The 26,398-nt window shown below is 75.3% G+C and carries 27 protein-coding genes and 1 pseudogene; 16 read left to right on the plus strand and 12 right to left on the minus strand.

The annotated features are described in order from the left end of the window. The first annotated feature begins 93 nt into the window (after window positions 1-93). Window positions 94-1,977 carry an apolipoprotein N-acyltransferase gene (gene lnt / locus ACQFYA_RS10870; protein ID WP_499123950.1) on the plus strand — a complete coding sequence of 628 codons (1,884 nt, stop codon included), beginning with the start codon at window positions 94-96 and terminating at the stop codon, window positions 1,975-1,977. Between the two features lie 123 nt (window positions 1,978-2,100). Here the strand turns inward: lnt and ACQFYA_RS10875 are convergent, their stop codons facing one another. Beyond that, entirely contained in the window at window positions 2,101-2,445 is a 345-nt protein-coding gene (locus ACQFYA_RS10875) for an RNA polymerase-binding protein RbpA (protein ID WP_225566476.1), read from the minus strand. Window positions 2,446-2,802: 357 nt separating this feature from the next. Between ACQFYA_RS10875 and ACQFYA_RS10880 the strand changes: the two genes are divergently transcribed. From ACQFYA_RS10880 to ACQFYA_RS10900, 5 genes are all read left to right on the plus strand, one after another. Further along, window positions 2,803-3,987: an LLM class flavin-dependent oxidoreductase gene (locus tag ACQFYA_RS10880; RefSeq protein WP_499123953.1), complete on the plus strand. Its 1,185-nt coding sequence runs from the start codon at window positions 2,803-2,805 to the stop codon at window positions 3,985-3,987. Then, window positions 3,984-4,664 (plus strand): FMN reductase, encoded by a 681-nt coding sequence (locus tag ACQFYA_RS10885; protein WP_499123956.1) that lies wholly within the window; start codon window positions 3,984-3,986, stop codon window positions 4,662-4,664. Before ACQFYA_RS10880 ends, ACQFYA_RS10885 begins: the two co-directional genes overlap by 4 nt. A 97-nt stretch (window positions 4,665-4,761) precedes the next feature. Next, a complete protein-coding gene (galE, locus tag ACQFYA_RS10890; protein ID WP_499123959.1) occupies window positions 4,762-5,784 on the plus strand; it encodes a UDP-glucose 4-epimerase GalE in 1,023 nt (340 codons plus the stop codon). A gap of 76 nt (window positions 5,785-5,860) precedes the next feature. Then, window positions 5,861-6,091, plus strand: coding sequence for a hypothetical protein (locus ACQFYA_RS10895; RefSeq protein ID WP_499123961.1), 231 nt, complete (start codon window positions 5,861-5,863; stop codon window positions 6,089-6,091). Between the two features lie 13 nt (window positions 6,092-6,104). Beyond that, the gene (locus tag ACQFYA_RS10900) at window positions 6,105-7,115 is read left to right on the plus strand and encodes a ribonuclease Z (protein ID WP_499123962.1); all 1,011 of its coding nucleotides are present in this window, start codon (window positions 6,105-6,107) and stop codon (window positions 7,113-7,115) included. A 22-nt stretch (window positions 7,116-7,137) separates the two neighbouring features. On the opposite strand, the gene ald is transcribed toward ACQFYA_RS10900, so the two are convergent. Continuing rightward, entirely contained in the window at window positions 7,138-8,253 is a 1,116-nt protein-coding gene (gene ald / locus ACQFYA_RS10905; protein ID WP_499123964.1) for an alanine dehydrogenase, read from the minus strand. A gap of 141 nt (window positions 8,254-8,394) precedes the next feature. Between ald and ACQFYA_RS10910 the strand changes: the two genes are divergently transcribed. Next, window positions 8,395-8,946 carry an Lrp/AsnC family transcriptional regulator gene (locus tag ACQFYA_RS10910; protein WP_499123966.1) on the plus strand — a complete coding sequence of 184 codons (552 nt, stop codon included), beginning with the start codon at window positions 8,395-8,397 and terminating at the stop codon, window positions 8,944-8,946. A gap of 40 nt (window positions 8,947-8,986) precedes the next feature. Here the strand turns inward: ACQFYA_RS10910 and ACQFYA_RS10915 are convergent, their stop codons facing one another. The 3 genes and pseudogenes from ACQFYA_RS10915 to ACQFYA_RS10925 form a co-directional block, all read right to left on the minus strand. Then, on the minus strand, window positions 8,987-9,907 hold the full coding sequence (locus tag ACQFYA_RS10915; protein ID WP_499123968.1) for an alpha/beta fold hydrolase: 921 nt from the start codon (window positions 9,905-9,907) through the stop codon (window positions 8,987-8,989). A gap of 147 nt (window positions 9,908-10,054) precedes the next feature. Continuing rightward, a pseudogene (locus ACQFYA_RS10920) lies at window positions 10,055-10,576 on the minus strand (GNAT family N-acetyltransferase); the annotation flags it as partial. A gap of 46 nt (window positions 10,577-10,622) precedes the next feature. Beyond that, window positions 10,623-11,429 (minus strand): alpha/beta fold hydrolase, encoded by an 807-nt coding sequence (locus ACQFYA_RS10925; RefSeq protein WP_499123971.1) that lies wholly within the window; start codon window positions 11,427-11,429, stop codon window positions 10,623-10,625. Between the two features lie 131 nt (window positions 11,430-11,560). Between ACQFYA_RS10925 and ACQFYA_RS10930 the strand changes: the two genes are divergently transcribed. Further along, a complete protein-coding gene (locus ACQFYA_RS10930) occupies window positions 11,561-12,580 on the plus strand; it encodes an LLM class flavin-dependent oxidoreductase (RefSeq protein WP_499123973.1) in 1,020 nt (339 codons plus the stop codon). Between the two features lie 30 nt (window positions 12,581-12,610). On the opposite strand, the gene ACQFYA_RS10935 is transcribed toward ACQFYA_RS10930, so the two are convergent. Both ACQFYA_RS10935 and ACQFYA_RS10940 read right to left on the minus strand, forming a co-directional pair. After that, a complete protein-coding gene (locus ACQFYA_RS10935) occupies window positions 12,611-13,453 on the minus strand; it encodes an acyl-CoA thioester hydrolase/BAAT C-terminal domain-containing protein (RefSeq protein WP_499123975.1) in 843 nt (280 codons plus the stop codon). Continuing rightward, complete coding sequence (locus ACQFYA_RS10940; RefSeq protein WP_499123977.1) at window positions 13,446-13,898, minus strand: pyridoxamine 5'-phosphate oxidase family protein; 453 nt, start codon at window positions 13,896-13,898, stop codon at window positions 13,446-13,448. Before ACQFYA_RS10940 ends, ACQFYA_RS10935 begins: the two co-directional genes overlap by 8 nt. Window positions 13,899-13,992: 94 nt before the next feature. Here ACQFYA_RS10940 and ACQFYA_RS10945 point away from each other — a divergent pair, with 94 nt between their 5' ends. From ACQFYA_RS10945 to ACQFYA_RS10980, 8 genes are all read left to right on the plus strand, one after another. Continuing rightward, window positions 13,993-15,039 carry a nitronate monooxygenase gene (locus ACQFYA_RS10945; protein WP_499123981.1) on the plus strand — a complete coding sequence of 349 codons (1,047 nt, stop codon included), beginning with the start codon at window positions 13,993-13,995 and terminating at the stop codon, window positions 15,037-15,039. Window positions 15,040-15,114: 75 nt separating this feature from the next. Further along, a complete protein-coding gene (locus ACQFYA_RS10950; protein ID WP_499123983.1) occupies window positions 15,115-15,909 on the plus strand; it encodes a GNAT family N-acetyltransferase in 795 nt (264 codons plus the stop codon). Between the two features lie 35 nt (window positions 15,910-15,944). Next, window positions 15,945-16,334, plus strand: a complete 390-nt coding sequence (locus ACQFYA_RS10955; protein WP_499123985.1) for a hypothetical protein — start codon at window positions 15,945-15,947, stop codon at window positions 16,332-16,334. A 76-nt stretch (window positions 16,335-16,410) separates the two neighbouring features. Continuing rightward, entirely contained in the window at window positions 16,411-16,665 is a 255-nt protein-coding gene (locus tag ACQFYA_RS10960) for a helix-turn-helix domain-containing protein (RefSeq protein WP_499123987.1), read from the plus strand. Next, window positions 16,658-18,046, plus strand: a complete 1,389-nt coding sequence (locus ACQFYA_RS10965; protein ID WP_499123990.1) for a type II toxin-antitoxin system HipA family toxin — start codon at window positions 16,658-16,660, stop codon at window positions 18,044-18,046. Before ACQFYA_RS10960 ends, ACQFYA_RS10965 begins: the two co-directional genes overlap by 8 nt. Before the next feature lie 958 nt (window positions 18,047-19,004). Beyond that, on the plus strand, window positions 19,005-19,562 hold the full coding sequence (locus tag ACQFYA_RS10970; protein ID WP_499123992.1) for a methylated-DNA--[protein]-cysteine S-methyltransferase: 558 nt from the start codon (window positions 19,005-19,007) through the stop codon (window positions 19,560-19,562). Window positions 19,563-19,723: 161 nt separating this feature from the next. Further along, window positions 19,724-20,857: a tyrosine-type recombinase/integrase gene (locus tag ACQFYA_RS10975; RefSeq protein WP_499123993.1), complete on the plus strand. Its 1,134-nt coding sequence runs from the start codon at window positions 19,724-19,726 to the stop codon at window positions 20,855-20,857. 63 nt (window positions 20,858-20,920) lie between these two features. After that, window positions 20,921-22,198 carry a phospholipase D-like domain-containing protein gene (locus ACQFYA_RS10980; RefSeq protein ID WP_499123995.1) on the plus strand — a complete coding sequence of 426 codons (1,278 nt, stop codon included), beginning with the start codon at window positions 20,921-20,923 and terminating at the stop codon, window positions 22,196-22,198. Window positions 22,199-22,248: 50 nt separating this feature from the next. Here the strand turns inward: ACQFYA_RS10980 and ACQFYA_RS10985 are convergent, their stop codons facing one another. From ACQFYA_RS10985 to ACQFYA_RS11005, 5 genes are all read right to left on the minus strand, one after another. Beyond that, entirely contained in the window at window positions 22,249-22,836 is a 588-nt protein-coding gene (locus ACQFYA_RS10985) for a MerR family transcriptional regulator (protein ID WP_499123997.1), read from the minus strand. 227 nt (window positions 22,837-23,063) lie between these two features. After that, window positions 23,064-23,597, minus strand: a complete 534-nt coding sequence (locus ACQFYA_RS10990) for a bifunctional nuclease family protein (RefSeq protein ID WP_499127502.1) — start codon at window positions 23,595-23,597, stop codon at window positions 23,064-23,066. A 105-nt stretch (window positions 23,598-23,702) separates the two neighbouring features. After that, a complete protein-coding gene (gene ftsR / locus ACQFYA_RS10995) occupies window positions 23,703-24,452 on the minus strand; it encodes a transcriptional regulator FtsR (protein WP_499124001.1) in 750 nt (249 codons plus the stop codon). After that, window positions 24,449-24,925: an FHA domain-containing protein gene (locus tag ACQFYA_RS11000; RefSeq protein WP_499124003.1), complete on the minus strand. Its 477-nt coding sequence runs from the start codon at window positions 24,923-24,925 to the stop codon at window positions 24,449-24,451. The genes ftsR and ACQFYA_RS11000 overlap by 4 nt, the downstream gene beginning before the upstream one ends. A 186-nt stretch (window positions 24,926-25,111) precedes the next feature. Continuing rightward, the gene (locus ACQFYA_RS11005; RefSeq protein WP_499124005.1) at window positions 25,112-26,398 is read right to left on the minus strand and encodes a DUF881 domain-containing protein; all 1,287 of its coding nucleotides are present in this window, start codon (window positions 26,396-26,398) and stop codon (window positions 25,112-25,114) included.

Here is a 26,398-nt window from a genome sequence, read left to right on the forward strand (position 1 = left end):
CGTCCGGTTCCCGCGATCGACCGCGTGCTCGAAGGCGGGCAGCCCCCGGCCCGGTGGCGGTCTCCGGTCACGTACCCTGCGGGGGTGTTGCACGTGAGCTCGGCGCCTCTCGACGGCCCCTCGGACCCGGACTCGGACGGCCGCACCGACCGCCGCACGACGGCCACCGGCGCGACGTCACCCGGCGCGCCCGCGGGCGACGCCGGCGCGGACGCCGGCAGCTTCTCCGCCTCGCGGTGGGCCGATCGGTGGGCCCACCGGTGGACGAGCCGTCCGGCGACGCTGCTGCTCGGCGTCGCCGCGGGCGCGGCGCTGTGGGCGTCGTTCCCCGACGTGGGCGCGTGGCCGCTCGCGTTCGTCGCCGTGGGGCTGCTGTTCGCCGCCCTGCGTCGCGACGGCCGCCGTGCGGCCGGCTGGAACGTCCTCGTGGGCCTGGTGGCCGGGGTGACGTTCTGGCTGCCGCACATCTGGTGGGCCAACTTCGCCACGGACACGGTGCCGTGGATCGCGCTCGCGTCCCTCGAGGCGCTGTTCCTGGCGGGGTTCGGCGCGCTGTGGACGTGGGCGCGCCGCTGGGGCTGGGTGCGCCGCCACCCGCTCGCCCAGGGCCTGGTGTTCGCCGTGCTGTTCGTCGCGGTGGAGCAGTGGCGCTCGGAGATCCCGTTCGGCGGGTTCCCGTGGGGCCGGCTCGCCTGGACGGTCGCCGGCGCCCCCACCGGGCGCGCCGCGTGGCTGGGCGGCACGACGCTCGTGTCGTTCCTCGTCGCGGCCGCGGGCGTGCTCCTCGCGCTCGCCGTCGGCCGGGTGCTGCGCACGGACTGGCGCGACGCCGCGCATCGGGCCCGCGGGTCCGCGAGCGCCGGGGCGATGGTCGTCGCGGCGGCGGCGCTGGTCCTCGGGCCGCTCTTGCTGCCGCTGGCGCACGACGCGGGCACCCGGGAGGTGACGGACGCGAACGACCCGGGGCACCGGGGCACGGTCGTGGACGCCGGGACCGGGACGGCGCAGGCGGGCGTGCTGCGCGCGGGCGCGGTGCAGGGCAACGTGTCGGAGCCGGGGGAGGGCTCGTTCGCCAACCGGGCGGAGGTGCTCAACAACCACCTGCAGGGGACGTACGCGATCGCGGACGAGCAGGCGTCGGGCGACCTCGGCGACGCCCCGGGCGACGCGGTGGACGTGGTGCTGTGGCCGGAGAACGGCTCGGACCTGGACCCGCAGACCACGCCGGACGTGGCGGCGGCGATCGACGACGCGGCGCAGGCCGTGGACGCGCCCATCCTCGTGGGCGCCCAGGAGTTCCCGGAGACGGGCGGCCGCTACAACGTGTCGCTGCTGTGGGAGCCCGGCGTGGGCGTCACCGAGCGGTACGCGAAGCAGCACCCGGCGCCGTTCGGCGAGTACATCCCGATCCGCGGCTTCGTGCGGCTGTTCAGCTCCCAGGTGGACCGGGTCACGACCGACATGATCCCTGGCACGGAGCCGGCGCTGATCGACCTGCCGGTGGACGGTGCGGCGATCGGGCACGGGACGGGCCCCGCGACGGTGCCGATGGCCACCGTGATCTGCTTCGAGGTGGCGTACGACGAGATCGTGCGCGACGCGGTGCAGCGGGGCGCGCAGGTGCTCGTGGTGCCGACGAACAACGCCTCGTTCGGGTACACGGCGGAGTCGACGCAGCAGCTCGCGATGACGCGGATGCAGGCGATCACGACGGGGCGCGCGGCGGTGCAGGTCTCGACGGTGGGCGTGAGCGGCGTGGTCGCGCCGGACGGGACGCTGGTGGCGCGCACGCAGCTGTTCACCCCGGACCACCTGGTGGCGGACCTGCCGCTGCGCACGGAGCTGACGCCGGCGGTGCGGGCCGGTTACTGGCCGGGCTGGGCCGTCGGGGCGGCCGCCGTGGTGCTCGTGGCCGGCGGCGTCGTCACGGCGGCCCGGGCGCGGCGGGCCCGGCGGGCGCTGCGGAAGGGCGCCTGACCCGCTGGGCGGTCGGCGCCGCCGGCTCCGGCGCCGCATGCACGAAGGGCGGGCACCCGGTGGGGTGCCCGCCCTTCGTGCGTGCAGCTATGTGCAGCTATGTCGAGCTACGTGGAGTCTGGCTCAGGCGCTGCGGCGCAGCTTGCCGGCGCGCAGCAGCTCGAGGCGCTCGTCCAGGAGCTCCTCGAGCTCGGAGACGGTGCGGCGCTCGAGCAGCATGTCCCAGTGGGTGCGCTGCGGCTTCGTGGCCTTCGGCTCGGGCTTCTCGGCGTCGCGCAGGAGCGCCTCCTCGCCGCACCGGCACTCCCACACCGGCGGCACCTCGGCCTCGGTGGAGAAGGGCAGGATGATGGTGTGGCCGTTGGGGCAGTCGTAGTGCGCCTGGAACCGGGGGGCGAAGTCCACGCCCTCGTCGGACTCCATGCTCTTGCTGCCGATGCTCATGCCGCGCAGGGACCGGTCGGGCATGTCGTCCTCCTGGGGGTCGGTGGGAAGGGGCCTGGGTTTTCAACGCGGCCCCACCGGCGGTTGTTCCGGCGGTCCGTGAAGGTCCCGTGAAGCACGGTCCACACCCGGGTGCCGGTGGCCAGGAGGCGACCGGGCAGGATGGTGGTGGACGTGACGAGTTGCCCCCTCAGGCTGGCCAGTCGGCGCGCCGTGCGCAACTCGAGACCGCCCTGCGGGCACCCTTTGTGCGCGACGTCACGCGTGGCACGGGGGCGGCGGGGAACAACGGGGCGGGTGCGGCGGTTCACCGGCATGTACATGCAAACGCATGGACCTAGGCTTCACGTCAACGAGAGTCCACGAGCAGGGAGCGCAGCCGTGCAGTTCGGAATCTTCTCCGTCAGCGACGTCACCACCGACCCCACGACGGGCCGTACGCCGGACGACACCGAGCGGGTGCGCAACATGCTCACTATCGCGCGGCACGCGGACGAGGCCGGCCTCGACGTCTTCGCCACCGGCGAGCACCACAACCCGCCGTTCGTCGCCTCCTCGCCCACCACGATGCTCGGCTACCTCGCGGGCGTCACCAAGAACATCACCCTGTCGACCGCGACGACGCTGATCACGACGAACGACCCGGTGCGGCTGGCCGAGGAGTACGCGATGCTCCAGGTCGTCTCCGAGGGGCGCATGGACCTCATGATGGGCCGCGGCAACACGGGCCCCGTGTACCCGTGGTTCGGCCAGGACATCCGCCAGGGCATCCCGCTCGCCGTCGAGAACTACGCGCTGCTGCGGCGGCTGTGGACCGAGGACGTCGTGGACTGGGAGGGCAAGTTCCGCACCCCGCTGCAGGGCTTCACCTCCACCCCGCGCCCGCTGGACGGTGTGCCCCCGTTCGTGTGGCACGGCTCGATCCGCAGCCCCGAGATCGCCGAGCAGGCCGCGTTCTACGGCGACGGCTTCCTGCACAACAACATCTTCTGGCCCATGCACCACACGCGGCAGATGGTGCGCTTCTACCGGCAGCGCTTCGAGCACTACGGCCACGGCCGCGCCGACCAGGCGATCGTGGGGCTCGGCGGGCAGGCGTTCATGCGCAAGCGCTCGCAGGACGCGTGGAACGAGTTCCGGCCCTACTTCGACGAGGCGCCCGTGTACGGGCACGGCCCGTCGATGGAGGACTTCACGCGCGAGACGCCGCTGACGGTCGGCTCGCCGCAGCAGGTCATCGACCGGTACGCGTCGTTCGTGGACGAGGTGGGCTACTACCAGCGCCAGCTCTTCCTGCTCGACCACGCGGGGCTGCCGCTGAAGACGGTGCTCGAGCAGATCGACCTCCTCGCCGAGGACGTGGTGCCCGAGCTGCGCAAGATCGTCGAGGCCAAGCGGCCGTCCGAGGACGTGCCGCTGAACCCGCCGACGCACGCCGAGCGTGTCGCCGCCGCCCGCGCCGCGGGCGAGGCCGGCGCCACCCACGTCGGTGACACCTCGGACCCGTACACCGGTACCGTTGCCGAGGGCACCCAGCCCGCCGCATCGCAGGAGGCACGCGCATGACCATGTCCTCGGGGCCCTCGGGCATCCCCGGCCAGACCCCCACCCGCACGCTCGCCGTCGTCTCGGCGGGCCTGTCGCAGCCGTCGTCCACGCGGCTGCTGGCCGACCGGCTGGCCGACGCCACCGTGCGGGAGCTCGAGGACCTCGGGCACACCGTGCGGGTGGAGACGGTCGAGCTGCGCGACGTGGCCCACGCGGTCGTCGACGCGATGCTCACCCGGTTCCCGACCGGCGACCTGGCGCGCGCCCTGGAGCACGTGACCGGCGCCGACGGCCTGATCGCGGTGTCGCCCGTGTTCACCACGAGCTACTCCGGGCTGTTCAAGTCCTTCTGGGACGTGGTGGACCCCGACTCGCTGACCGGCATGCCCGTGCTGCTCGGCGCCACCGGCGGCACCGCCCGCCACTCCCTGGCGCTCGAGTACGCGATGCGGCCGCTGTTCACCTACCTGCGCGCCGACGTCGTGCCCACCAGCGTGTTCGCCGCCACCGACGACTGGGCCGCGAGCGCCGACCCTTCGACAGGCTCAGGGCGGCGTGACGACGGTGGGCTGCCCCGCCGCATCGGGCGCGCCGGCCGCGAGCTCGCGCTGCGCGTCGACCGCAGCCGGAACGCCGGGCCGGTCGACCCGTTCGCCGCCACCCCGAGCTTCACCGAGCTCCTCGGCGGCAGCTGACCGGCTGGAGCTCCCTGCAGCAGCGGCACGCGCACGGGCCCGGCCCGGGGTGCGGACGCCCGTCCGACGACGGGCCCGGACACCCTAGGCTGGGCCCATGCGCGTTCTCGTCTCCGGCGGCGCCGGGTACATCGGCTCCCACACCGTCCTGTCCCTCGTCGCCTCCGGGCACGACGTCGTCGTGGTGGACGACTTCTCCAACAGCAAGCCCACCGTCGTGGGGCGGCTGGAGTCCCTGTCCGGGGTGCACGTGCCGGTGCACGCGATCGACCTGACCGACGCCGAGAAGACCGAGCGGCTGTTCGCGCACGAGCAGTTCGACGCCGTCGTGCACTTCGCCGGGTTCAAGGCCGTGGGCGAGTCGGTGGCCAAGCCGCTGGAGTACTACCGGAACAACCTCGACTCCACGCTGGCGCTGCTGGAGGCGATGCGCCGCCACCACGTGCCGCGCCTGGTCTTCTCCTCCTCGGCCACCGTGTACGGGGAGCACGCCCCCGTGCCGTACCAGGAGGACTACGCGCACCTGTCGTCCTCGTCCCCGTACGGGCAGACGAAGGTCATGGTCGAGCGGATCATGTCCGACGTCGCCGCGGCCAGCGACGGCCTCAAGGTGGCGCTGCTGCGCTACTTCAACCCCGTCGGCGCGCACCCGTCGGGGCGGATCGGCGAGGACCCGCAGGGCATCCCCAACAACCTCATGCCGTTCCTCGCGCAGGTCGCGGTCGGCAAGCGCGACAAGCTCGTCGTGTTCGGCGACGACTACCCGACCGCCGACGGCACCTGCGAGCGGGACTACCTGCACGTCGAGGACCTCGCCGCCGGGCACGTCGCCGCGCTGCAGCACCTGGACGCCATGACCGAGCCCGTGCGCGCGTTCAACCTCGGCACCGGCACCGGCACGTCCGTGCTGCAGATGCTGCACGCCTTCGAGCGCGCCGTCGGCCGCGAGCTGCCCTACGAGGTCGGGCCGCGCCGCGCCGGGGACCTGCCCGCGTTCTGGGCCGACCCCACGCGCGCGCAGACCGAGCTCGGGTGGCGCGCCACGAAGACGATCGACGACATGTGCGCCGACACGTGGCGCTGGCAGTCCGCGAACCCGCAGGGCTACCCCGACGCCTGACCCGCACGCGCCGGCACCGGTGGCGGGTCTGCGCCGCGGCCTTGCGGGCCACCGCCCGTCACGCCACGATGACCCCATGCACGACGACGCCCGCGAGCGACCCGACCTGCGGTGGGACCCCGGAGCCCGCTACCGGCCGTCGGTGCTCGCGGGCGCGAAGGTGACGGACGTCGCCCCGCGGCTCACCGGCCGCCTGCGCCGCGGGCCCGCGACCCGCACCGCCGTGTTCGACCGCGACCTGTGGCGCCCGGTGCAGCACGTCACCACCGGCATCGTGCGCGTCGTCGGGCGCGCCCTGGCCCGCTGAGACGGGTCGACAGGTGTCGAGACGCGAGCTCGTCGTGCTCGGCACGGCCAGCATGGTCCCCACCCGCACCCGCAGCCACAACGGGTACGTGCTGTTCTTCGACGACACCACCGTCCTGTTCGACCCGGGCGAGGGCACCCAGCGGCAGATGACGCTGGCGGGCGTGTCCGCCACGGACCTGACCCGCATCGCGATCACCCACCTGCACGGCGACCACTCCCTCGGCCTGGCCGGCGTCGCGCAGCGCCTGTCCGGCGACCGGGTGCGGCACACCGTGCCGATCTCCTTCCCCGCCTCGGGAGAGCCTTGGGTGCGCCACCTGCTGGACGCCAGCGCGTACGACCACCACGAGCGCGTCACGCTGCAGCCCGTCGCGTTCCCCGCGGGGGACGACGCCCGTCGCGACGCCGTGCCGCAGGTGGAGCTCCCCCGAGTGGACGGCGAGCGCGGCGCCGGCCCCGGCGCCCCCGTGCTCACGGCCCGCCCGCTGGAGCACCGCGTCGACGCCGTCGGCTACCGCCTCGACGAGCCCGACGGCGTCTCCCTCGACCCGGCGGCGCTCGCGGCCGCCGGCGTCCCGCCCGGGCCCACGGTCGGCCGGCTGCTGCGCGACGGCGTCGTCACCCTGGAGGACGGGCGCACCGTGCGCCGGGACGCGGTGTCCGCGCCCCGGCCGGGTCAGTCGGTGGCGTTCGTCATGGACACCCGGCTGTGCGACGCCGTCCTGGAGCTGGCCGACGGCGTCGACCTGCTGGTGGTCGAGTCGACGTTCCTGCACCGGGACGCCGAGCTCGCCGCGCGGTGGGCGCACCTGACGTGCCGGCAGGCCGCCGTCGTGGCCTCCCGTGCGGGCGTGCGCCACCTGGTGCTCACGCACTTCTCCCAGCGCTACCGGGTGCCCGACGAGCTCCCCGACGGGTTCGAGCGCGAGGCGCGCGAGGTCTTCGACGGCGGCCTCACCGTCGCGTCCGACCTCGACCGGGTGCCGCTGCCGCCCCGGCCGCGCGCCGGGCGGACCCGCTGACGACTCCCGACGCCCCCGACCGTCAGAGCAGCAGCTCGGCGACGTCGACGTGCTCGCGCGAGTGCGCCTCGGCCACGCCCGGGTTGGTGACGCGGCCGTCGTGCACGTTCAGCCCGCGGGCCAGCACGGGGTCGCGGCGCAGCGCCTCGCGCCAGCCGTGGTCCGCGAGCGCCACGACGTAGGGCAGCGTGACGTTGGTCAGCGCGAACGTGGAGGTGCGGGGCACGGCGCCGGGCATGTTCGCGACGCAGTAGAAGACCGTGTCGTGCACGCGGAACGTCGGGTCGTCGTGCGTGGTCGGTCGGGAGTCCTCGAAGCACCCGCCCTGGTCGATCGCGATGTCGACCAGGACCGCGCCCGGACGCATGCGCGCCACGACGTCGTTCGGCACGAGGACGGGCGCCTTCGCGCCGGGGACGAGCACGGCGCCGATCACGAGGTCGGCCTCCAGCACCGCCTCCGTCAGGGTGAGCCGGTTCGAGGCGAGGGTCTGCACCCGGCCGCCGAGCTCGCGGTCGGCGGCCTTGAGCGCGTCGGCGCTGGTGTCCAGGAGGGTGACGCGCGCGCCGAGGCCGACGGCGATCCGCGCCGCGTTCATCCCGGAGACGCCCGCGCCCACGATCACGACGTGCCCCGCCGGGACGCCGGGGACTCCGCCGAGGAGCACGCCGCGGCCGCCGGCGGCGCGCAGCAGCGTCGCGGCGCCGACCTGGGGGGCGAGCCGGCCCGCGACCTCCGACATGGGCGCGAGCAGGGGCAGGTGCCCGTCGGCGGCCTGCACGGTCTCGTAGGCGACGGCGGTGACATCGCGGGCGAGGAGCTCCTCGGTGAGCGCCTTGTCGGCCGCGAGGTGCAGGTAGGTGAACAGCACCTGCCCGGGCCGCAGGCGGTGGTACTCCTCGGCGACCGGCTCCTTGACCTTCAGCACCGTCTGCGCGCCGGCCCACACCTCGTCGGGGTCCTCGACGACGTCCGCCCCCGCCGCCCGGTACTCCTCGTCGGTGACGGCCGAGCCGAGCCCGGCGCCCGCCTGCACGCTCACCGCGTGCCCGCGGCCGACCAGCTCGTGCACGCCCGCCGGGGTGATCGCCACCCGGTACTCGTGGTTCTTGACTTCCTTCGGGACGCCGATGCGCATGGGGAGAGTCCGCCTTCGTGGCTCGTGACCGTGGGGGTGACCGCAGGTTGACCGCGGGGTGTGATCCCGCTCACCACCAAGTCTGAGGCAGCGATTCGGCACGGCGCCACGATTCCGCAGATCGTTCGGTAGATTGACCAGATGTCGACACGAGGCTCAGCAACCCCCGGGGCGCGCCAGCCGCGGCCGAAGGATGTTCGCCCGGCCGGGTCGTGGGGCCTGGACCGGCGCAGCGAGCCCGCCGCCCCCCTGGACGACGTCGACCAGCGCCTGCTCGCGGCGCTCGCGGAGGACGCGCGGATCCCGAACAACGCGCTGGCCGCGCGGGCGGGCATCGCCCCCTCGACGTGCCTGACGCGGGTGCGGCAGCTGCGGGAGCGGGGCGTGATCCGCGGGTTCCACGCGGACGTCGACCCGGGCCGGGCCGGGCACCCGCTGCAGGCGATGATCGCCGTGCAGATGCGGGGCGCGGCGCGGACCCGGCTCAGCACCTACCTGCAGCGGCTGGCCGAGCTGCCCGGCGTGCTGAACGTCTTCCTGCTCGGCGGCGCCCACGACTTCTTCGTGCACGTGGCCGCGGCCGACTCCGACGCACTGAACGAGTTCGTCATCGAGCACCTGTCCACGGACCCCGACGTGGCGCTCACCGAGACCAACCTGATCTTCCAGCACGCGCGGGCGGGCTGGTACTGACCGGCCGCACCGCGAGCACTTCACCACAGCGCCGCCTGCGTCATGCCGTGGCGTGCTCCCCGGACAGCCAGCGGTGCAGCTCGACGGCGAGCGCGACCGGCGCGTCGAGCTGCACCAGGTGGCCGGCGCCCGGCAGCAGCCGGGCCTCGGCGCGGGGGAGCGCGGCGGCCAGGCGCGACGCACGGTTCGCGGGGATCCAGGTGTCCTCCTCGCCCCACAGCACCCGGGTGGGCACGTCGAGGGCGCCGAGAAGCGGCTCCAGCTCCGCGGTGTACCGCTCGTCGGCCTGGGCGACCTGCCGGTAGAACGCCCCCTGGCCCGGCTCGCCCGTCCAGGGGGCGACGAGGGCGTCCAGGTGGGCGTCGCTCAGCGGGCGGTGCGCGGCCGTGCGCACGTAGGCCTCGAGCGCGCCCCGGTGCACCGCGGCGGGCGTGCTCGCGAAGACGTCCGCGTGCTCGCGCACCAGCGCGAAGTACGGCGACCCCCACGGGCGCAGCGCGACCACGTCCACGAGGCACAGGGACGCGTACCGGGCACCGTGCAGCAGGGCGGCGCGCAGGCTGACCGCCCCGCCGTAGTCGTGCGCGACGACGTGGGGCGCGACCTCCTCCCAGGCCGGGCCCCAGTGCTCCAGCAGGGCGGCGAACAGCTCGCCCTGCACGCCCAGGTCGACGGCGTGCGCGGGGTCCTTCGACGACGCGCCGTAGCCGGGCATGTCCCACAGGTGCACGGTGAACTCGGCCGCCAGGGCGCGCGCGTACGGCTCCCACAGCCAGGACGACCAGGGCGTGCCGTGGCAGAAGACGAGCGGAGGGCCGGACCCGAACGCCGTCCAGGCGACCTCGCGGTCCCGCCAGGCGAACCGGCGCTCCAGCAGGGGCGCCGGCCCGTCCGGCGTCGTGCTCGCGGTCATCCTCGCGGTTGCCGTCGTGGTGTCCGTGGTGCCCGGGGCGTCGCTCATCCCGCGAGGCTAGGCGCGGGGGCCGACACCCGCCTCGACCACCGCGCCTCCGCCTCCACCGACACCCGCCTCGACCACCGCGCCTCCGCCTCCACCGACGCCCACCTCGGCGCTCGCGGCCGCCCCGACCTCGTCGAGCGCCGCCGGCCGTGCCGTCAGGTCGAGGGTCAGGAACACGCTGAACGGGTCGGGGCGGTAGGCGCCGAACGGGCCGCACGGCACGAACCCGTGGCGGGCGTACAGGCGGCGCGCGGGCGCGAAGAACTCCTGCGGCCCGGTCTCCAGGCTGACCCGCGCGTACCCGCGCTCCCGGGCCAGGTCCACGAGCCGCCCGAGCACCGCGGCGGCCACCCCCCGGCCGCGCGCGGCCGGGGCGGTGCGCATCGACTTCACCTCGCCGTGCCCCACGCCCCCGCCGACGGGTCCGCCTCCCATGCCGACTGTGCCGACTGTGCCGATCGCGGGGACCAGCTCGCTCAGCGCACCGCAGCCGAGCAGCACGCCCTCGTCGTCGCGCGCCGTCAGGAAGGTGACCGACGGCGCCAGCAGCGCGGTCACGTCGAGCGCGTGCACCGACTCCGCGGGAGAGGTGGCGTGCATGTCGGCCAGGTGCTCGGCCAGCAGCGCCCGCACGTCCGCGCGGTCCGGCGACTCGGGGGCGATCCTCACCGCCGCATCCTCGCGCGCGCATGTTTCGCGCAGGTAGCCGCGCACGTCAGGGAGCGTGCACCGTCGGGTCGTCGCGCAGCACGTCGAGCAGCAAGGTCAGGATCGCGTCCGGGCGCTCCAGCACCGGCAGGTGCCCCGCCCACTCCAGCAGGGACAGCTCCGCCCCCGGCACCGACGCCGCCACGTGCCGGGCGCACGCCCGCAGGAAGTCCATGTCGTGCGCCCCCTCCACGACGAACGTCGGGACGTGGACCCCCGCCAGGTCCACCTCGACCTCCGCGGGACCCGGCTCCGGCAGGCCGGCGGCGCTCGCGGCCTCGTCCGCCGCCAGCTGCACCTCGAACGCGCGCCGCTGCATGGCCGCGAGCGCCGCGGCCGCGGCGTCGTCGGCGTCCGGGCCGAGCCAGGTCGACACGTTGAGCCGCACGGCCCCCTCGACGTCGCCCACCGCCAGGAGGCGGCCCTCCTCGGCGTCGAACGTGTCCGACACCGCCGTGCCGGGCACCCCGGGCGCGGCCGGGCACAGCAGCACCAGCTCGCGCACGCGCCCCGGGTGGGCGCCGGCGAGCTCCAGCGCGACCTCGCCGCCGAACGACGCCCCCACCACCGCGGCGTCGGCGACCCCGAGCTCGTCGAGGAGACCCGCCAGGTCGCCGGCGTTCGTATACCCCTCCGCGTCGCCCACCGGCAGCGGGGAGTCCCCGAAGCCGCGCAGGTCCGGGCGGATCACGCGGAACGTGTGCGCGAGGGCGGGCGCGACGGCGTCCCACATGCGGCGGTCGGCCACCCCGGCGTGGACGAGCAGGACGGAGGGCGCGCCGGGATCACCGGCGACGTCGTGAGCGAGGGTCATGCGCCCAGGCTAGGCGCGCGGACCCCCGCGGGCACGGGCATTCGACCCGCCGCGCGAACGGCGTCCCGCGCGGCGAGGATCGGGAAGGACGCCCCGGGAAGGACCACGACCCGCAGGAGGTTGACGCCCCCGTGAAACGCCTCGGATTCCTCTCCTTCGGCCACTGGACGCCGCACCCGCAGTCCGCCACCCGCTCCGCGTCGGACGCCCTCCTGCAGTCCGTCGACCTCGCCGTCGCGGCCGAGGAGCTCGGGGCGGACGGCGCCTACTTCCGCGTGCACCACTTCGCCCGGCAGCTCGCCTCACCGTTCCCGCTGCTCGCCGCCGTGGGCGCGCGCACCCGCCGGATCGAGATCGGCACCGCCGTCATCGACATGCGCTACGAGAACCCCCTGTACATGGCCGAGGACGCCGGCGCGGCCGACCTCATCGCCGGCGGGCGGCTGCAGCTCGGCATCAGCCGCGGGTCACCCGAGCAGGTGATCGACGGGTTCCGCCACTTCGGGCACGACCCCCGGCCGGGGGAGTCCGACGCCGACATGGCACGCCGCCACACCGCACGCCTCCTCGAGGTCCTCGACGGCGAGGGGTTCGCCGAACCGAACCCGCGCCCCATGTTCCCCAACCCGCCCGGGCCCCTGCGCGTCGAGCCCTACTCCGCGGGGCTGCGCGAGCGCATCTGGTGGGGCGCCGGCTCCCGCGCCACCGCCGAGCAGGCCGCCGCCCAGGGGATGAACCTCATGAGCTCCACCCTCCTCACCGAGGACACCGGCGTGCCGTTCCACCAGCTGCAGGCCGAGCAGATCCAGCGCTTCCGCGACGCCTGGGCTGCCGCGGGGCACGCCTGGGAGCCGCGTGTGTCCGTGTCCCGCAGCATCTTCCCGATCACCGACGACCGCGACCGCGCCTACTTCGGCGCGGAGGCCCTCAGCACCGACCAGGTCGGCGTGCTCGAGGGCGTGCGCGCCCGGTTCGGCAAGACCTACGCCGGGGAGATCGACGACGTCGTCACCGACCTCGCCGGCGACGAGGCCGTCGCCGCCGCCGACACCCTGCTGCTCACCGTGCCCAACCAGCTCGGCGTCGAGTACAACGCGCACGTCATCGAAAACGTCGTCCAGCACGTGGCGCCCGCCCTCGGCTGGCGCTGACGACCGCTCGGCCTCCCGGGCGGCGGCCCGTCACCGCGTGCCGCCGCGCGGGACCCGCAGCACCGCGCACAGCGCGTCCCACGCCGCGACACCCAGGTCCCGGTCCGCGGCCGGCGTCCCGCCGCGGCGCATGGACATCCCCGCCGCCACCGGAGGCTCGCCCGGCAGGGGCACCCGATGCCCCGCCGACGGGTCCGTGACGAGCGTCGTCGTCAGCCCGTGCTCCTCCCGGCGACGCACGATCGCCTCCGCGTGCGACACCGCCGGCCACACCTGGTCGTCACCGCCCGCGACCAACAGCACCTCGGCGATGCGCTCCACCGGGACCGCAGCCGCAGCCGCACGTCGCGGGTCCGCCTCCCGCGACCGCCGGTACAGCTCCCGGAACGCGGGCGGGTCGTCCGGCGGCACCCACCCCGCAAGGAACGGCACGAACGGCAGCGGCTCACCGCCGAGCGTCCAGTGCGACGTCTGTCGACCGTCCGGGGCCACCCCCGCCCACACCACGTCCGACGGCGCGAACGCCGCCACGACGTCCACGCGCGGCGAGACCGCCGCCGTCACCAGGGCGGCCTCCGCGCCGAACGACGTCCCCACCACCGCCACCCGGTCGCAGCGCTCCGCGAGCGCCTCGACCCGACGCACGAAGGTCTCCACCGGGATCTCCCATGGCCCGGCGTGCTGCCCCGGGCCGCCGAACCACCGGACCGACTCCGCCAGGACACCGTGCTCCGCCAGCAGCCGCACCCGCCCCTCGTCCACCCTCCCGCTCGACCCGGCGAGCACCAGCGCACCCGTCCCCGTGGGGACGCGGGGGACACCCCGCACACCCTCCGGGCCGTCCAGCCGCACGAGCCTGGCCGCCTCAGGCACGCACGCCGCCCGAGGCCTCCTCCAGCACCGGGGGAGAGACCCGGAAGTCCCCCCACCGCGCCCACTCCACCCGCACCCGCAGCACCACGATCCCCGGGTCGGACAACGACCCCGCGAACTGCGGGAACGCCGCCCGGCACGCGTCCACGCACCGGGCACGGTCCACCCCCGCCGGGACGTCCGCCACGCCCTCCGCCTGCAGCGTCGTCCCCTCCCGGCCGCCCACGACCACGGCCACCCGGTCGTCGCGCCCCACGTTCAGCACCTTGCGCGACCCCGCCCGCGCATCCAGCACGAACTCGCCCTCGTCCGTCACCGCCAGCGCCAGGTACGCCGCCTGCGGCCCGCCGTCCGGCCCCCGCGTCGACAGCACGCCGTCACCCGCCCCGCGCACGTGCGAGACCAGCCGCGCCAGCGTCAACCGAGAGACATCCGTCCGGGTCATGACCGGACCCTATGCCGCACGCCACCCGTCCCGCCCCGTCCCCGGACCCGTGCGGGCACAGGACCGCACCCACCGCGGGTGGCAGCATCACCCCATGGCCACCCGCCTCCTCGACACCGCCCTCCCGATCGTCGCCGCCCCCATGGCCGGCGGCGCCACCACCGTCGACCTCCTCGCCGCCACCACCGACGCAGGCGCCTTCGCGTTCCTCGCCGGCGGCTACCAGGCCCCCGACGCGCTCGCCGAGCAGATCCGCCTCGCCCGCCGCCACGGACGCCCCTTCGGCGTCAACCTCTTCGTCCCCGCACCCCCCGGCGCGCCCACCGTCGACCCCGCGGCGCTCGCGGCCTACGCCCGTCGAATCGCGCCCGACGCGGCGGCGCTCGGCGTGCCGCTCGGCCCGGTCCCGGTGTCCGACGACGACGCCTGGGCCGCCAAGGTCGACCTCCTGCGCCGCGACCCGGTCCCGGTGGTGTCGTTCACCTTCGGCGCCCCGCCGGCGGACGACGTCGCGTCGCTCCGTGCCGCCGGGTCGGTCGTCCTCGTCACCGTGACCACGCCCGAGGAGGCGGCGGCCGCCCAGGACCTCGGGGCGGACGGGCTCGTGGTGCAGGGCCCGCGCGCGGGCGGCCACAGCGGCACGTGGGACCCGGCGCGCGCCGTGGGGGACGACGCGACCGCCGACGTCGTCGCCGCGGTCGCCGCGCGCACGCCCCTGCCGCTGGTCGCCGCCGGGGGAGTGGACGGCAGCCGGTCGGCGGCCCGGCTGCTGCACGCAGGTGCGCAGGCGGTCGCCGTGGGGACCCTCCTGCTGCGCACCGACGAGTCCGGCGCCTCGGCCACCCACCGCGACGCCCTCGTCGACCCGCGGTTCGGTGGCAGCGCCGGCGACGGCACGATCGTCACCCGCGCCTTCACCGGCCGCCCCGCGCGGGCGCTGCGCAACGGCTTCGCCCGCCGGCACGACGGCGCGGCCCCGGTCGGCTACCCGCAGGTGCACCACCTGACCCGCGGGCTGCGGCGCGCGGCCGCGGCCGCCGGGGACGCCGACCGCCTGCACCTGTGGGCGGGCACGGGGCACCGCAGCGCGCCGACCGGTCCCGCGGGCGACGTCGTGCGGGCCCTGGCCGCCGGTCTCTGACCGGCCGCCTGTCGTGCTGCGCGCTGTGCTGCGCGCCGCCCCCGCGCAGCACGGCAGGTTCGTTAGGTTGCGGTCATGACCGTCGCCTGGGACCCGCGCACCGTGCTGCACGCCGCCGCCGAGTGGTCGTGGGTGCCGCCGGACGCCGAGTCCGTCACGACCGACGTCACGCTCACCCGCTGGCCCGCCTGGGCACAGGGTCGCGTCGTGCTGACCGGGCTGGCGTCCGAGCGCCCGGCGGCCGAGGTGCTGCGGGAGTCGGTCGACCGCGCGCGGGCGTGGGGGAGCGACACCCTCGGGGTGTGGGTCTCGGCGGGCAGCACCCCGGACCCGACCGCGGAGCTGCTCGCGCGCGGCGCCCGCCTCGAGGACACGGTGGACGTGCTGGCCCGGCCCCTGGACGACGTCGGGCGGCCCGGCGAGCACGGCCGACTCGTCGTGCGGCGCGTCGAGGACGTCGACGGCCTGCGCGATGCCGACCGCGTCGACACGCTCGTGTGGGACCAGCAGCCGATGGACGACGACCGCCTCGCCGAGTCCGCGCGGACGCTGCTGGCCGACCCGAGCCCGGAGATGCGTGTCGTGGCCTACCTGGACGGCGAGCCCGTCGCGACCGCAGGCGTCACGCTCGCCCCCGCGCCGCACGCCGAGCTGGGAACGGTCGCCCGGCTGTGGGGCGCGGGCACCCTGCCCGACCGTCGCGGACGCGGCGCCTACCTGGCGGTGCTCGCCGAGCGGCTGCGCCTCGCCCGCGACGCGGGAGCGTCCCTGGCCCTGGTCAAGGGCCGCGTCAGCACGTCCGCGCGGGTCCTGCGCAAGGCGGGGTTCGAGCGGTACGGCGAGGAGAACTACTACCGGCTCACGCTCTGACGCCGACGTCAGCTGCCCCGTCCCAGGAGGAGATCGTGACAGCACGGTTCGAGGGTCGCGCGGCGCTGGTGACCGGCGGCGCGCACGGGATCGGCGCGGCCACCGTGCGCCGCCCGCAGGCCGAGGGCGCCTCCGTGGTCGTCGCGGACCTCGACCCCGCCGGCCCCGCGCGCTGCGTGCGCGCTGCCGCGCCCCACCTGCCCCGCGGCGGCGCGATCGTGCCGGTCGGCTCCATGAACGGCCTGCAGGCCTTCGGGGACGAGGACTACTCCGCCGCGAAGGCGCCTGACGTCGCTGGCGCAGAACCTCGCGGTGCGCCGGGCCCCTCGCGAGCTTCGAGCGGCTCGGCGGCGGGGGAGAGCGGCACCCCGGTGCCGACCACCCCGATGTCAGCGATCGTTGACATACCCCCGAATGTTACTTAGCGTTGACATCACGCCCGATGTCGTCGCTCGTTGACATTCCGTCGCGGGGGCGACAGGCCGGCGGGGGAGGAGTGCCGTGATCGTCGCGAACGCCGAGCAGCTCGGCTCGATGCTGCGCCGCGCGCGCAAGGACAAGGGGATGACGCAGGCCCAGCTCGCCGCCGCGGTCGACGTGTCCCGACAGTGGATCATCGCCGCCGAGGCCGGCGCGCCCACGGCGCGGCTCGACCTCGTCCTGGACGCGCTCCGGGCCGTCGACCTGGTCGTCGACGTCGTGCCCGACGAGCCGGACGACGCCCTCGAGACGGTGCTGGGACGGGCGCGTGGCTGACCGGCTGGACGTCTGGCTGGACGGCGCCCGCGCGGGGACCCTGCACCGCGCCCGCGGCGGCGACGTCTCGTTCGCGTACACGGCGTCCTACCAGGGACTCCGTTCTGCGCCGTCCCTGTCGGTGAGCATGCCCCGGCACGTCACCGAGCACAGCGCGGACGTGACGATGCCCTGGATCGACAACCTGCTGCCCGACAACGACACCGTGCGCGCCCGCTGGGCCGCGCAGTTCGACGAGCGGCGCCCGACGGCGTTCAACCTGCTGCGACACATGGGCGCCGACTGCGCGGGCGCCGTGCAGGTGGTGCCCGAGGGCGAGGAGCCCCGGGACGGCGCCGGGAGCCGCGCCCTCGGCGAGGCGGAGATCGCCGCCCACCTGCGCGAGCTGCGCGCGGACGACAGCTCGTGGGCGTTCGAGCAGCACGGCGGGAGGTTCTCCTTGGGCGGGCAGCAGGGCAAGTTCGCGCTCGCCCGCGGCGCCGACGGCACCTGGCACCAGCCCACCGGCCGCGGCGCCAGCACCCACATCTTCAAGATCGGCGTCGACGGCGTCGCCGACTCGGCGGCGGCCGAGCTCGTCACCATGCGCGCGGCGCGATCCCTGGGGCTGCCGGTCGCGGGGGTCGAGACCGCCTGGTTCGAGGACCAGGGCGCCGTCGTGGTCGAGCGGTTCGACCGCCTGCCCGCAGCGGACGGCGGCGCTCGGCGGCTGCACCAGGAGGACATGTGCCAGGCGCTCGGTCTCTGGCGCTCGGCCAAGTACGAGTCCGACGGCGGCCCGGGCGTGCGGGACGTCGCGTCCGTGGTCGCGCGCGCCGTCGACCGGCGCGACCTCGCCCGATCCCGGGACGACCTCGCGCGCGCCGTGGTCCTCAACTGGGTGGCCGCCGGCACGGACGCGCACGCCAAGAACCTCGCGCTGCTGCACGTGGGCGCGCGTACCGTGCTGGCGCCGCTGTACGACCTGGTCAGCGCCGCGCTGCTGTGGCCCGCCGACGAGGTCCGCTACAAGGCGCGGCTCGCCATGAAGCTCGGCGGCGAGTACCGGCTGCGCGCGCTCGGGGCCCGCCACGTCGAACGCGCCGCGGGCGAGCTCGGCGTCGACGCGGGCTGGCTCCTGGAGACCGCCGCCGCGTACGCCGATGCCTGGCCCGACGCCGTGCGTGAGGCCGCGGCCGGCGAGCGCGACCACGTCGGGGACGACGTCGCGGAGCGGTTCGTGGACCGTGCCGCGGCCCGCTCCGCCGACGTCGTGCGGGCGCTCGGCCGGTCGCAGCGCGGGGGAGAGGACGCCGGTCCCGCCTCCGCCACCTGGGTGCCGCCCCACGAGCGCGCCGGCCGCCCGGTCACCGGCCACTGGCGCGCTCGGCCGGGCCGATGAGGTCGCCGAGGCGCGGACGGGCAGTGGAGCACCTCAGTTCCGCATCGCGAAAGCGATGAGGTGGCGGGCGTGAGGATCGTCGCGAGGCTGCGGGCGGCTCGTCGCAGGCGGACCGCAGCACGGCGCGCACGCCGGGAAGGTCGCGCGTACGTGCCGCCGGAGTGGCCGGAGCCCGGGGCTCGGGTCGTGTGGTCACGCAAGGGCGTCGGGCCGTTGCCGCCACCCGGGGGCAGCACGCCGCTGTGAGGCCGATGAACCTGAGAATCGGCCCTGCCGAGCGGCTCAGCAGCAACCAGCACGCCCAGCCGATAATGCACATTATGTCATTACGTGAGAGATCGGGCCCTGAGGCCCTCTCCCCGGGGCGCGTTCCTGCTCGCGGAATCGTCTGTCACGTCGCTTGCACTCCACGGGTCCACGTCGGCGCTCCTCCCTGGACGCGCTATCGGCCGAGAACGCCGCACCGCGGGCGGCTCACGGCGGCCGCGCCGCCCGAGCAGGCCGCGCCGGCCGAACGTTCGCGCGTCGCGCCGTTCGGAATGCAGCTCGCGCTGAATGCGTCCTGAGCCGGCCGTCAGGACGCGACGGTCACCGGTCGCCGGCGTCGCCACGCCGCATGCTCCGGGCGCACGTCCGGCACCAGCGGCTCGATGGCCGCCCCGGCGCCGCCCGGCGGTCCCCCGGCACGGACCGGCGATCGCCCGCATCGCGGCCCCGAGGTACTGCAGCCCAGAGGCGGCGTCGGCCGATCTCGGCCCGAGGCAGGTCGGCGGCCAACATGGCACTCGCCCTGCCCGGCGGCCCGCGGTAGGATGATTCGGACATACGACTCAAACCATTGTGTATGACACAACACAGTGGTCTCGCGGAGGTGGGCGTCCGGAGCTCGCTCCGCTCCCCGGCGCACAGCTGGATGACGCACGGCTGGATGTCAGCCCCGGGGCCTACGGTGGGCCGCATGGCCACTCCCCGTGACGGGCTCGCCTCCCACGTCTTCCCCACGACGATCGGTCACTGCGCCGTCGTGTGGCGCGAGTCGGGAGCGATCGTGGGCGCCGCCCTACCCCACGGGTCCGCGGACCAGACCCGCGACGCTCTCGCCCGGTGGTACCCGTCGGCCCGCGACGCACTCCCTGACGGCGCGGTGGCGACGGCGGTCACGGGCATCACGACGCTGCTGGAGACCGGCACGGCGGACCTCTCCGGCGTCGAGCTGGACCTCGGGACCGTCCCGGAGTTCGACCGGCGGGTGTACGAGGTCGTGCGCGCCATCGCCCCCGGCGCGACGCTCACCTACGGGGACGTCGCGGCACGGCTCGGCGCCCCCGGCGCGGCGCAGGCGGTCGGTCAGGCGCTCGGGCGCAACCCGTTCCCGCCGATCGTCCCGTGCCACCGCGTGCTCGCCGCCGGCCGCCAGGTCGGAGGCTTCTCCGCGCGGGGCGGGCGACGCACCAAGCTGCGCATGCTCGAGGCCGAGGGCGTCCACCTCGAGCACCCCACGCTCTTCGACGGCTGACCCCAGCGCGCGGTCGCGCGGTCGGACCATGTGCCCGCGAGCGCCGCGGTCGTGTCGGTGCTGCCGCCTAGCCTGGGCGCGGGCCGTGCGGTGGGCGTCGCTGCAGGTCATCGGCGCGCAGAGAGCCCGCCGCACCACGGGACGACGCGCTGGAGGAAGAGATGGTCGCCCCGCCCCGGCTGGACCGCGTCGCCGTCGCGACCGCGGTCGACCGGTACCTGGCCGCGGTCCGGGTGGAGAGCGTGCGTGGGGTCCTCTCCCCCACCACCGCCCGCAGCTACGAGCGCGACGTGCGGGAGTTCGCCGGCCTCGTGGGCGCGGACCGTGTCCTGGACGACGTGACGGGCGACGACGTCGACGACGCGCTCGTGCGCTACCAGGCCAGCCCGGACCTGCGGTACAGCGACCCCGAGCGCAAGGGCGGCCCCGGCAGGTCGATCGCCACGGTGAACCGGTTCCGGCAGTCCGTCAGCCGGTTCTTCGCCCACGCCGCACGCCAGTGCTGGGTTCAGGCGGACCCGATGCAGTGGGCCGCCCCGCCCGCGCGTTCCCGCGACCGCCTGCGTGTCGAGCGCACCGCGCTCTCCGCGTCCGCCGCCGGCGCCCTGCTGCAGGCGTCGGCGGCGGCGCCCGACCTGCCGGCCCCCGTCGCACGCTCGGGGCGCACCCCGCGCGCCGACCAGGCGCTCGCCCTGCGCGACCGGCTCGTCGTCGCGCTGCTCCTCGTCCTCGGCCCGCGGGTCTCGGAGCTCGCCCGCGCCGACGTCGCCGACTTCGCGCGCGAGCCCGAGGAGACGCGCTGGCGGATCGTGGGCAAGGGCGGCTCGATCCGCACGGTGACGCTCTCGCCGCCGCTCGCGTCCGCCCTGGAGGAGTACCTGCGCGAGCTCCGGCCGAAGCTTGCCGCCCGGCGGGCCGACGACCCCGACGCCCGGCGCGCCCTCCTGCTCACCTGGCGCGGCCGCCGGGTCGACACCCAGACCGTGCGCGCCCTCCTCGCGCGCGCCGTCGAACGGATGCCCTCGACCTACCGTCGGCCCGCCACGCCGCACGCCCTGCGGCACACGACCGCCACCCTGCTGGTGGCCGAGGGATGGGACGTCAAGGTCGTGGCCGAGCTCCTCGGACACCGGTCGATCGCCACCACGGGGGTGTACCTGGACCGCATCGAGGGTGAGCTCGCCGCGGCCATCCGGTCCCACCCGCTGTCGGTCGGCCTCACGACCGCGACGGCGACCGGGCCCGAGTCGGTCGGAGCCGTGCCGAGCGAGGCCGAGCCACCCCCCGCCGGGTGACATCACCGACGTACCCGACAGTTCGGCGCGCGCCACCCCCGCCGCGTCGATAGCGTGAGGCCCGTGCTGCTCCGCTTCTCACGCCCCCGCAAGCCCGTCCGAGTCCAGGTCGACTGGCCCGCGCTGCGCCGCTACGCGACCCGGGGAGCCGTCCTCGCCGCCGCGGTGCCGGTGGTCGCGGCCGCGACCGTGATGGGTCTCGAGCGGTTCCGCCGCCACCAGTACCCGCTGGACGAGCCCTTCCCGACGTCGCCGCCGTCCTCGACCGAGGTCGAGGACACCACCGCGACGCTGTACACCTACGGCGCGGACCTCTACGCGGCGATGCTCGAGTCGATCCGCAGCGCGCGGCGGGAGATCTTCCTCGAGACGTACATCTGGAAGGACGACGAGGTCGGTCAGGACTTCAAGCAGGCGCTCACGGAGGCGGCGGCACGCGGGGTGTCGGTGCACGTCGTGTACGACGGCTTCGCCAACCTCGTGATCTCGCGGCGCTTCTACGACATGCCCGGCGTGCACGTGCTGCGGTTCCCGGCGATGCGGCCGGGTCTGCTCATGCTGGACGTGCGCCGCTCGGGCCGGGACCACCGCAAGATTCTCGTGGTCGACGACGAGGTCGCGTTCGTGGGCGGGTACAACATCGGCTCCCTGTACGCCACGCAGTGGCGCGACACCCACCTGCGACTGACCGGGCCGTCGGCCTGGGAGCTGCGCAACGCGTTCGTGGACTTCTGGAACCGCTGGCGCGGCCCGCGGCAGCCCGTCCTCCAGGACGTCGGGTCGCCGCTGTGGCTCCCGCGGCTGCGGGCGGCCCGGAACGCGCCGTCCGAGCTCGTCTTCCCGATCCGCGGGATCTACCTCGACGCGATCGACCGGGCCTGCTCCCACATCTACATCACGCAGGCGTACTTCATCCCGGACGAGGACATCCAGGCGGGCCTGCTCGCCGCGGCCGCCCGCGGGGTGGACGTCCGCGTGCTCGTGCCGGAGCGCTCGAACCACGTGGTGGCCGACTGGCTGGCCCGCGGGCACTACGCGACTCTGCTGCGCGGAGGCGTGCGGATCTTCCTCTACCAGGGCGCCATGATCCACGCGAAGACCGCGACGATCGACGGCCGCTGGACCACGGTCGGCACGGCCAACATCGACCGCCTGAGCCTCACGGGCAACTACGAGATCAACCTCGAGGTCGTCGACGACGGGCTCGCCGCACAGCTCGAGGCGGCCTTCCGGATGGACGAGTCGAACTCCCGCGAGCTCACCCAGGACGAGTGGAACCACCGGCACCCGCTGTCGAAGGTGGCCGAGCGGCTGATGGCTCCCCTGCGCCCCCTCCTCTGAGGTCCTGCCTCTGAGGCCCTGGCGGGCGCCGGAGGACCGGGAGGGGCCGGTCAGCCGGCGGTGCGTGCGGCGCGGCGGGCGGCCAGCTCGTCGCCCTCGTGCGGCGCCGGCTCCTCGTCCTCGAGCGACTCGGTCGGCATCGAGGACAGCGTGCCCTCGATGTCGCGCCACACGCGTCCCACGGCGATGCCGAAGACGCCCTGCCCGCCCTGCACGAGGTCGACGACCTCGTCGGGGGACGTGCACTCGTACACGGACGCGCCGTCGCTCATGAGCGTGATCTGCGCGAGGTCGTCCACGCCGCGCTCGCGCAGGTGCGTGACCGCGCTGCGGATCTGGTGCAGGGAGACGCCGGTGTCCAGGAGCCGCTTGACGACCTTGAGCACGAGGATGTCGCGGAAGCTGTACAGACGGTGCGTGCCCGACCCGGTCGCGGGGCGGATCGACGGCTCCACGAGCCCGGTCCGCGCCCAGTAGTCGAGCTGGCGATACGTGATCCCTGCGACCCGGCACGCCGTGGTGCCGCGGTACCCGGTGGCGGAGTCCTGCTCTGTGAGGTCCTCGCCGAAGAGGAGCCCCTGAGCGCCCTGCGGCATCGACGCACCCGTGGGGACGCTGGCCTCACCGCTGCTGTTCACTGTGCCTCCTGGTGTCGGACTCCACGCTAGGACGCCCCCCGGGGGTCGTCAACGACGTCGGCCCCGAGCGGGACCGCGTGTCGCGCCGCCCCGCCCCGGACGGGCCCTCACGCCGGATGCTCAACTTTCGACCACGACTTGAAGGTTCGGTGCCTACGGTAGCCGAGTCTGACCGTCAACCCGAGGTTGAGGGTCGTCGTCGGCGTGGCGCCCCGGGTGTCGCGACGTCAGGGAGGCGCGTCGTCCGGCCGGTCTCCCCCGTTCGGCGGAGCCCCGGGCTCGGCCGGCCCGCCCGGCGCGGTGAAGTCCGCGGCCGTCGCGTGGTCGAGGAAGTCGCGGAACTTCTCGACCTCGCGCTGCTGCTCGACGTCCACCACCTCGACGCCCGCCACGGCCACCACCTCCGCGGAGCACAGGACGGGGCTGCTCGTCCGCACCGCCAACGCGATCGCGTCCGAGGCGCGCGAGTCGAGCCGCGTGCCGTTCGACAGGATGAGCTCCGCGAAGAACACGCCGCCGTCGAGGGCGACGATCTCGACCCGCTCGAGCTCCACTCCGACGGCGCCGAGCAGGTCGCGCAGCAGGTCGTGGGTCATCGGACGAGGCGTCACGAGGCCCGCCTGCGCCATCGCGATGGCCGACGCCTCGCGCGCACCGATCACGATCGGCACGGCGAGGTTCGCGGCGGCGTCGAGCAGCAGGACGACGATCTCCTGGTCGTGCTGCTGCTGACGCACCCCGAGGACCTCCACCGGCACCATCGGCGCGTCGCTCGCCTCGTCGGGTTCCACCGATCCACGGTACGTCCGTGACGTGCTGCACGTCGCCCGGTACGGGGGTCGGATCTGATCGCCGGCCGGACCAGGTCAGACCAGGTCGCCCGACCCCTGCCGCACCCAGGTCGAGTGCAGCCGGGCGAGCAGCTCGCCCACCTCGGCCGCGAGCTCCGCGCCCTGCGCGCGTGCGGACGGCGTCTGCTGGCTGCGGTACGGGGCCACGAGCTGGTCCACGAGACCCACGTGCCGGTCCGCCGACGCGCGGAGGGACCGCAGGTGCCGCGGCTCGATGCCGTGCTCCGCGAGGCGGGCCGCGATGCGCACCACGTCGGGGGCCCGGGCGTCCAGCCGGCTCCCGGTGCCGGCGTGCAGCACGCCCGCCGACACGAGCTCCTGCACGAACCCCGCGGAGGTGCCCGTCGCCTCCGCGACCGACTCGGCCGTCCACCGTCGGCGCGCCACCTCGGGCGCGGCCGCGGCGTCGGCGAGGCGCGGCGCCGGACCGGGCGCGGGCTCCCCCGCGTCCATCTCGGCCAGGCGTTCCTTGATGACCTTGAGCGGCAGGTACGAGTCCCGCTGCTCGGTGAGGACGAACCTCAGCCGCTCGACGTCGGCGGGGCTGTACTGGCGGTAGCCCGACGGCGTCCGCACCGGGTCGATGAGCCCCTGGTCCTCGAGGAACCGCAGCTTGGAGTGCGACACCGCGGGGAACTCCGGGCCGAGCTGTGCCAGCACGTCGGAGATCCGCATCGTGGCCTGGCGGGAGATCCCCCGCGGCCAGGGCTCGGGCGCGCCCGGGCCGGCCGGCTCCTCGCCGTGCGCGGCCTGCGCCGCCGTCACGACGCGGGCGCCTGCGGGTCCCGCGGCGCCTGCGGGCTGGCGTGGAACGACATGCGGAACTTGCCGATCTGCACCTCATCACCCGTGGTGAGCGGTGCGGCGTCGATCCGCTCGCGGTTGACGTACGTCCCGTTGAGGGAGCCGATGTCGCGGACCACGAACCGGTCGCCCTCCCGCGCGAACTCCGCATGCTTGCGCGACACGGTCACGTCGTCCAGGAAGATGTCCGCCTGCTCGCTGCGGCCGGCGACGGCGCGGTCCGAGTCGAGCAGGAAGCGCTCCCCGACCGCGCCGGACCCGTACTGCACCACGAGGAGCGCGGAGTGCCGCGGCAGCGCCGCGACGGCGGCGGCCTCCTCCGCGGTGAGCGGGATCCGGAACGACTGCTCCTCCGCGGGCGCACCCACACGTCCCAGGTGCGCGGTGGTGTCCGCAGTCGCCTGGTGCGGCGGAAGAGCGCGGGGGTCCGTCATCAGTCCTCCTGTGAGGTCGGGCCGGGTGGGTCGGGCGACGCTGCCGGTGGTACGGACCCGGTGACTGTGGTGCCCACGGATGACCGGCGGTGCGTCCGACGTGCGCCGTCGTCCGACAAACCTACCCCGACCAGGCCGTGGGCGGGAAGCCCGCTCACCCCCGCTCAGGGGTGAGCGGGGGCGCCCTCAGCGCTCCTGCCCGGGCTTCGCGTACTCGGGCTCCTCCGGAGGGGTCACCGCGGCGACCTTCACCTGGTCGTGCCGCGACGTCGACGCCTCGGCCCCCGCCGTGCGCACCGTCGCCAGGGCGCCGCCGGGGATCTCCAGCGCACGGTCCAACGTCTCGGGATCGCCGATCACGGTCCACTCGTACGGGGACGACAGCGTGGTCCCGTCGACGACGATCTGATCGCCCTCGTCCTCGAACCAGGTCGACGTCACGAGGCGCACGTCGTTGAGCTCGACGACCTCCGCGCCCGCGTTGCGCAGCTCCTCCAGCACGTTGAACATCTGCGACGCCTTCAGGGAGTGCGACGGGTCCTCGACGGTGACCCGCACGCCCGGGCCCTGCGCCGGCAGGCGCCCGGACAGGATGCCCTCCGACTCCGCGCGCTGCTGCGCCAGCTCGAGCGCCGACTGCGCCTTCCCGGACCCGGACAGCAGCTCGTCGCGGGTGGTCTCCAGCCCGGACACCTCGTCGCCGAGCTGCTGCGCACGGTCCGTGACCTCGTCCAGCAGGCGCACCAGGTCCTCCTGGCGCGCCGACGAGAGCTGGTCCGACGCCGACTGCTGCACCTGCACCACGAGGGCGAAGCCCAGCGCGGCGCACAGCACGCCCGCCAGCACCTGCGAACGCGTCGCACGCGGCCGCAGCGCCTCGCCCAGGCGTCGCCACCCGCTCGGCTCCTCGCGGGGCGTCGACGCCGCGGCCGCACCGAGCGCGGCGCTCGCGGCGGGTTCGTCGGTGCCGGGGGTCGCGTCGTCGGCCATGTCGTCGTCGCCGTCAGCCGCCGGGCGAGGCACCGCGTCGTGCGACTCGTCGGGGCGGTCCTCGTGGTCCTCGTCGACGGGGTCCGCCGGCTCGGGTGCGGCCGCCGCCTGGCGGACCTCGGGGTCGGCGGCGTCCCGGTCGTCCCGGTCGTCCGCGTCGTCCTCCCGCTCGGTGTCGGAGGGGTCCAGCGCCAGGCCGTCCCCCTCCGCGACCGGCTCGAGGTCCTCGGGCGGCGCGGGCTCGACCGGGGAGACGTCGTCGGGGTCCGGCCCCGCGTCGTCCGTGACCTCGTCCCCCTCGTCGAGCTCGCCGTCCTGAACCGCCTCGGCCGCGTCATCGGGCTCGCCGGGTTCGGCGGCGTCCTCGGTGGGCGTCGCCCCGTCGGTCGCGTCCGCGGGGGTCTCGTCCGGCCCGGGGCGGGGCGCGCCGACCTCCTGCTCCTCGTCCGGGGTGTCCGGACGGTCGCCGGTGTGCTCGCTCAT

It is taken from the genome of Promicromonospora sp. Marseille-Q5078 (genome assembly GCF_050315395.1).
Classification (GTDB): Bacteria; Actinomycetota; Actinomycetes; order Actinomycetales; family Cellulomonadaceae; genus Isoptericola.

What these genes read in the sequence shown, in the direction of transcription:
- ACQFYA_RS10875 (WP_225566476.1), bottom strand. Translation starts at nt 2,445, where the DNA reads ATGCCCGACCGGTCCCTGCGCGGCATGAGCATCGGCAGCAAGAGCATG.
- ACQFYA_RS10885 (WP_499123956.1), top strand. Translation starts at nt 3,984, where the DNA reads ATGACCATGTCCTCGGGGCCCTCGGGCATCCCCGGCCAGACCCCCACC.
- galE (WP_499123959.1), top strand. Translation starts at nt 4,762, where the DNA reads ATGCGCGTTCTCGTCTCCGGCGGCGCCGGGTACATCGGCTCCCACACC.
- ACQFYA_RS10895 (WP_499123961.1), top strand. Translation starts at nt 5,861, where the DNA reads ATGCACGACGACGCCCGCGAGCGACCCGACCTGCGGTGGGACCCCGGA.
- ald (WP_499123964.1), bottom strand. Translation starts at nt 8,253, where the DNA reads ATGCGCATCGGCGTCCCGAAGGAAGTCAAGAACCACGAGTACCGGGTG.
- ACQFYA_RS10910 (WP_499123966.1), top strand. Translation starts at nt 8,395, where the DNA reads ATGTCGACACGAGGCTCAGCAACCCCCGGGGCGCGCCAGCCGCGGCCG.
- ACQFYA_RS10915 (WP_499123968.1), bottom strand. Translation starts at nt 9,907, where the DNA reads ATGAGCGACGCCCCGGGCACCACGGACACCACGACGGCAACCGCGAGG.
- ACQFYA_RS10925 (WP_499123971.1), bottom strand. Translation starts at nt 11,429, where the DNA reads ATGACCCTCGCTCACGACGTCGCCGGTGATCCCGGCGCGCCCTCCGTC.
- ACQFYA_RS10940 (WP_499123977.1), bottom strand. Translation starts at nt 13,898, where the DNA reads ATGACCCGGACGGATGTCTCTCGGTTGACGCTGGCGCGGCTGGTCTCG.
- ACQFYA_RS10945 (WP_499123981.1), top strand. Translation starts at nt 13,993, where the DNA reads ATGGCCACCCGCCTCCTCGACACCGCCCTCCCGATCGTCGCCGCCCCC.
- ACQFYA_RS10950 (WP_499123983.1), top strand. Translation starts at nt 15,115, where the DNA reads ATGACCGTCGCCTGGGACCCGCGCACCGTGCTGCACGCCGCCGCCGAG.
- ACQFYA_RS10970 (WP_499123992.1), top strand. Translation starts at nt 19,005, where the DNA reads ATGGCCACTCCCCGTGACGGGCTCGCCTCCCACGTCTTCCCCACGACG.
- ACQFYA_RS10975 (WP_499123993.1), top strand. Translation starts at nt 19,724, where the DNA reads ATGGTCGCCCCGCCCCGGCTGGACCGCGTCGCCGTCGCGACCGCGGTC.
- ACQFYA_RS10990 (WP_499127502.1), bottom strand. Translation starts at nt 23,597, where the DNA reads ATGGTGCCGGTGGAGGTCCTCGGGGTGCGTCAGCAGCAGCACGACCAG.
- ACQFYA_RS11000 (WP_499124003.1), bottom strand. Translation starts at nt 24,925, where the DNA reads ATGACGGACCCCCGCGCTCTTCCGCCGCACCAGGCGACTGCGGACACC.
- ACQFYA_RS11005 (WP_499124005.1), bottom strand. Translation starts at nt 26,398, where the DNA reads ATGAGCGAGCACACCGGCGACCGTCCGGACACCCCGGACGAGGAGCAG.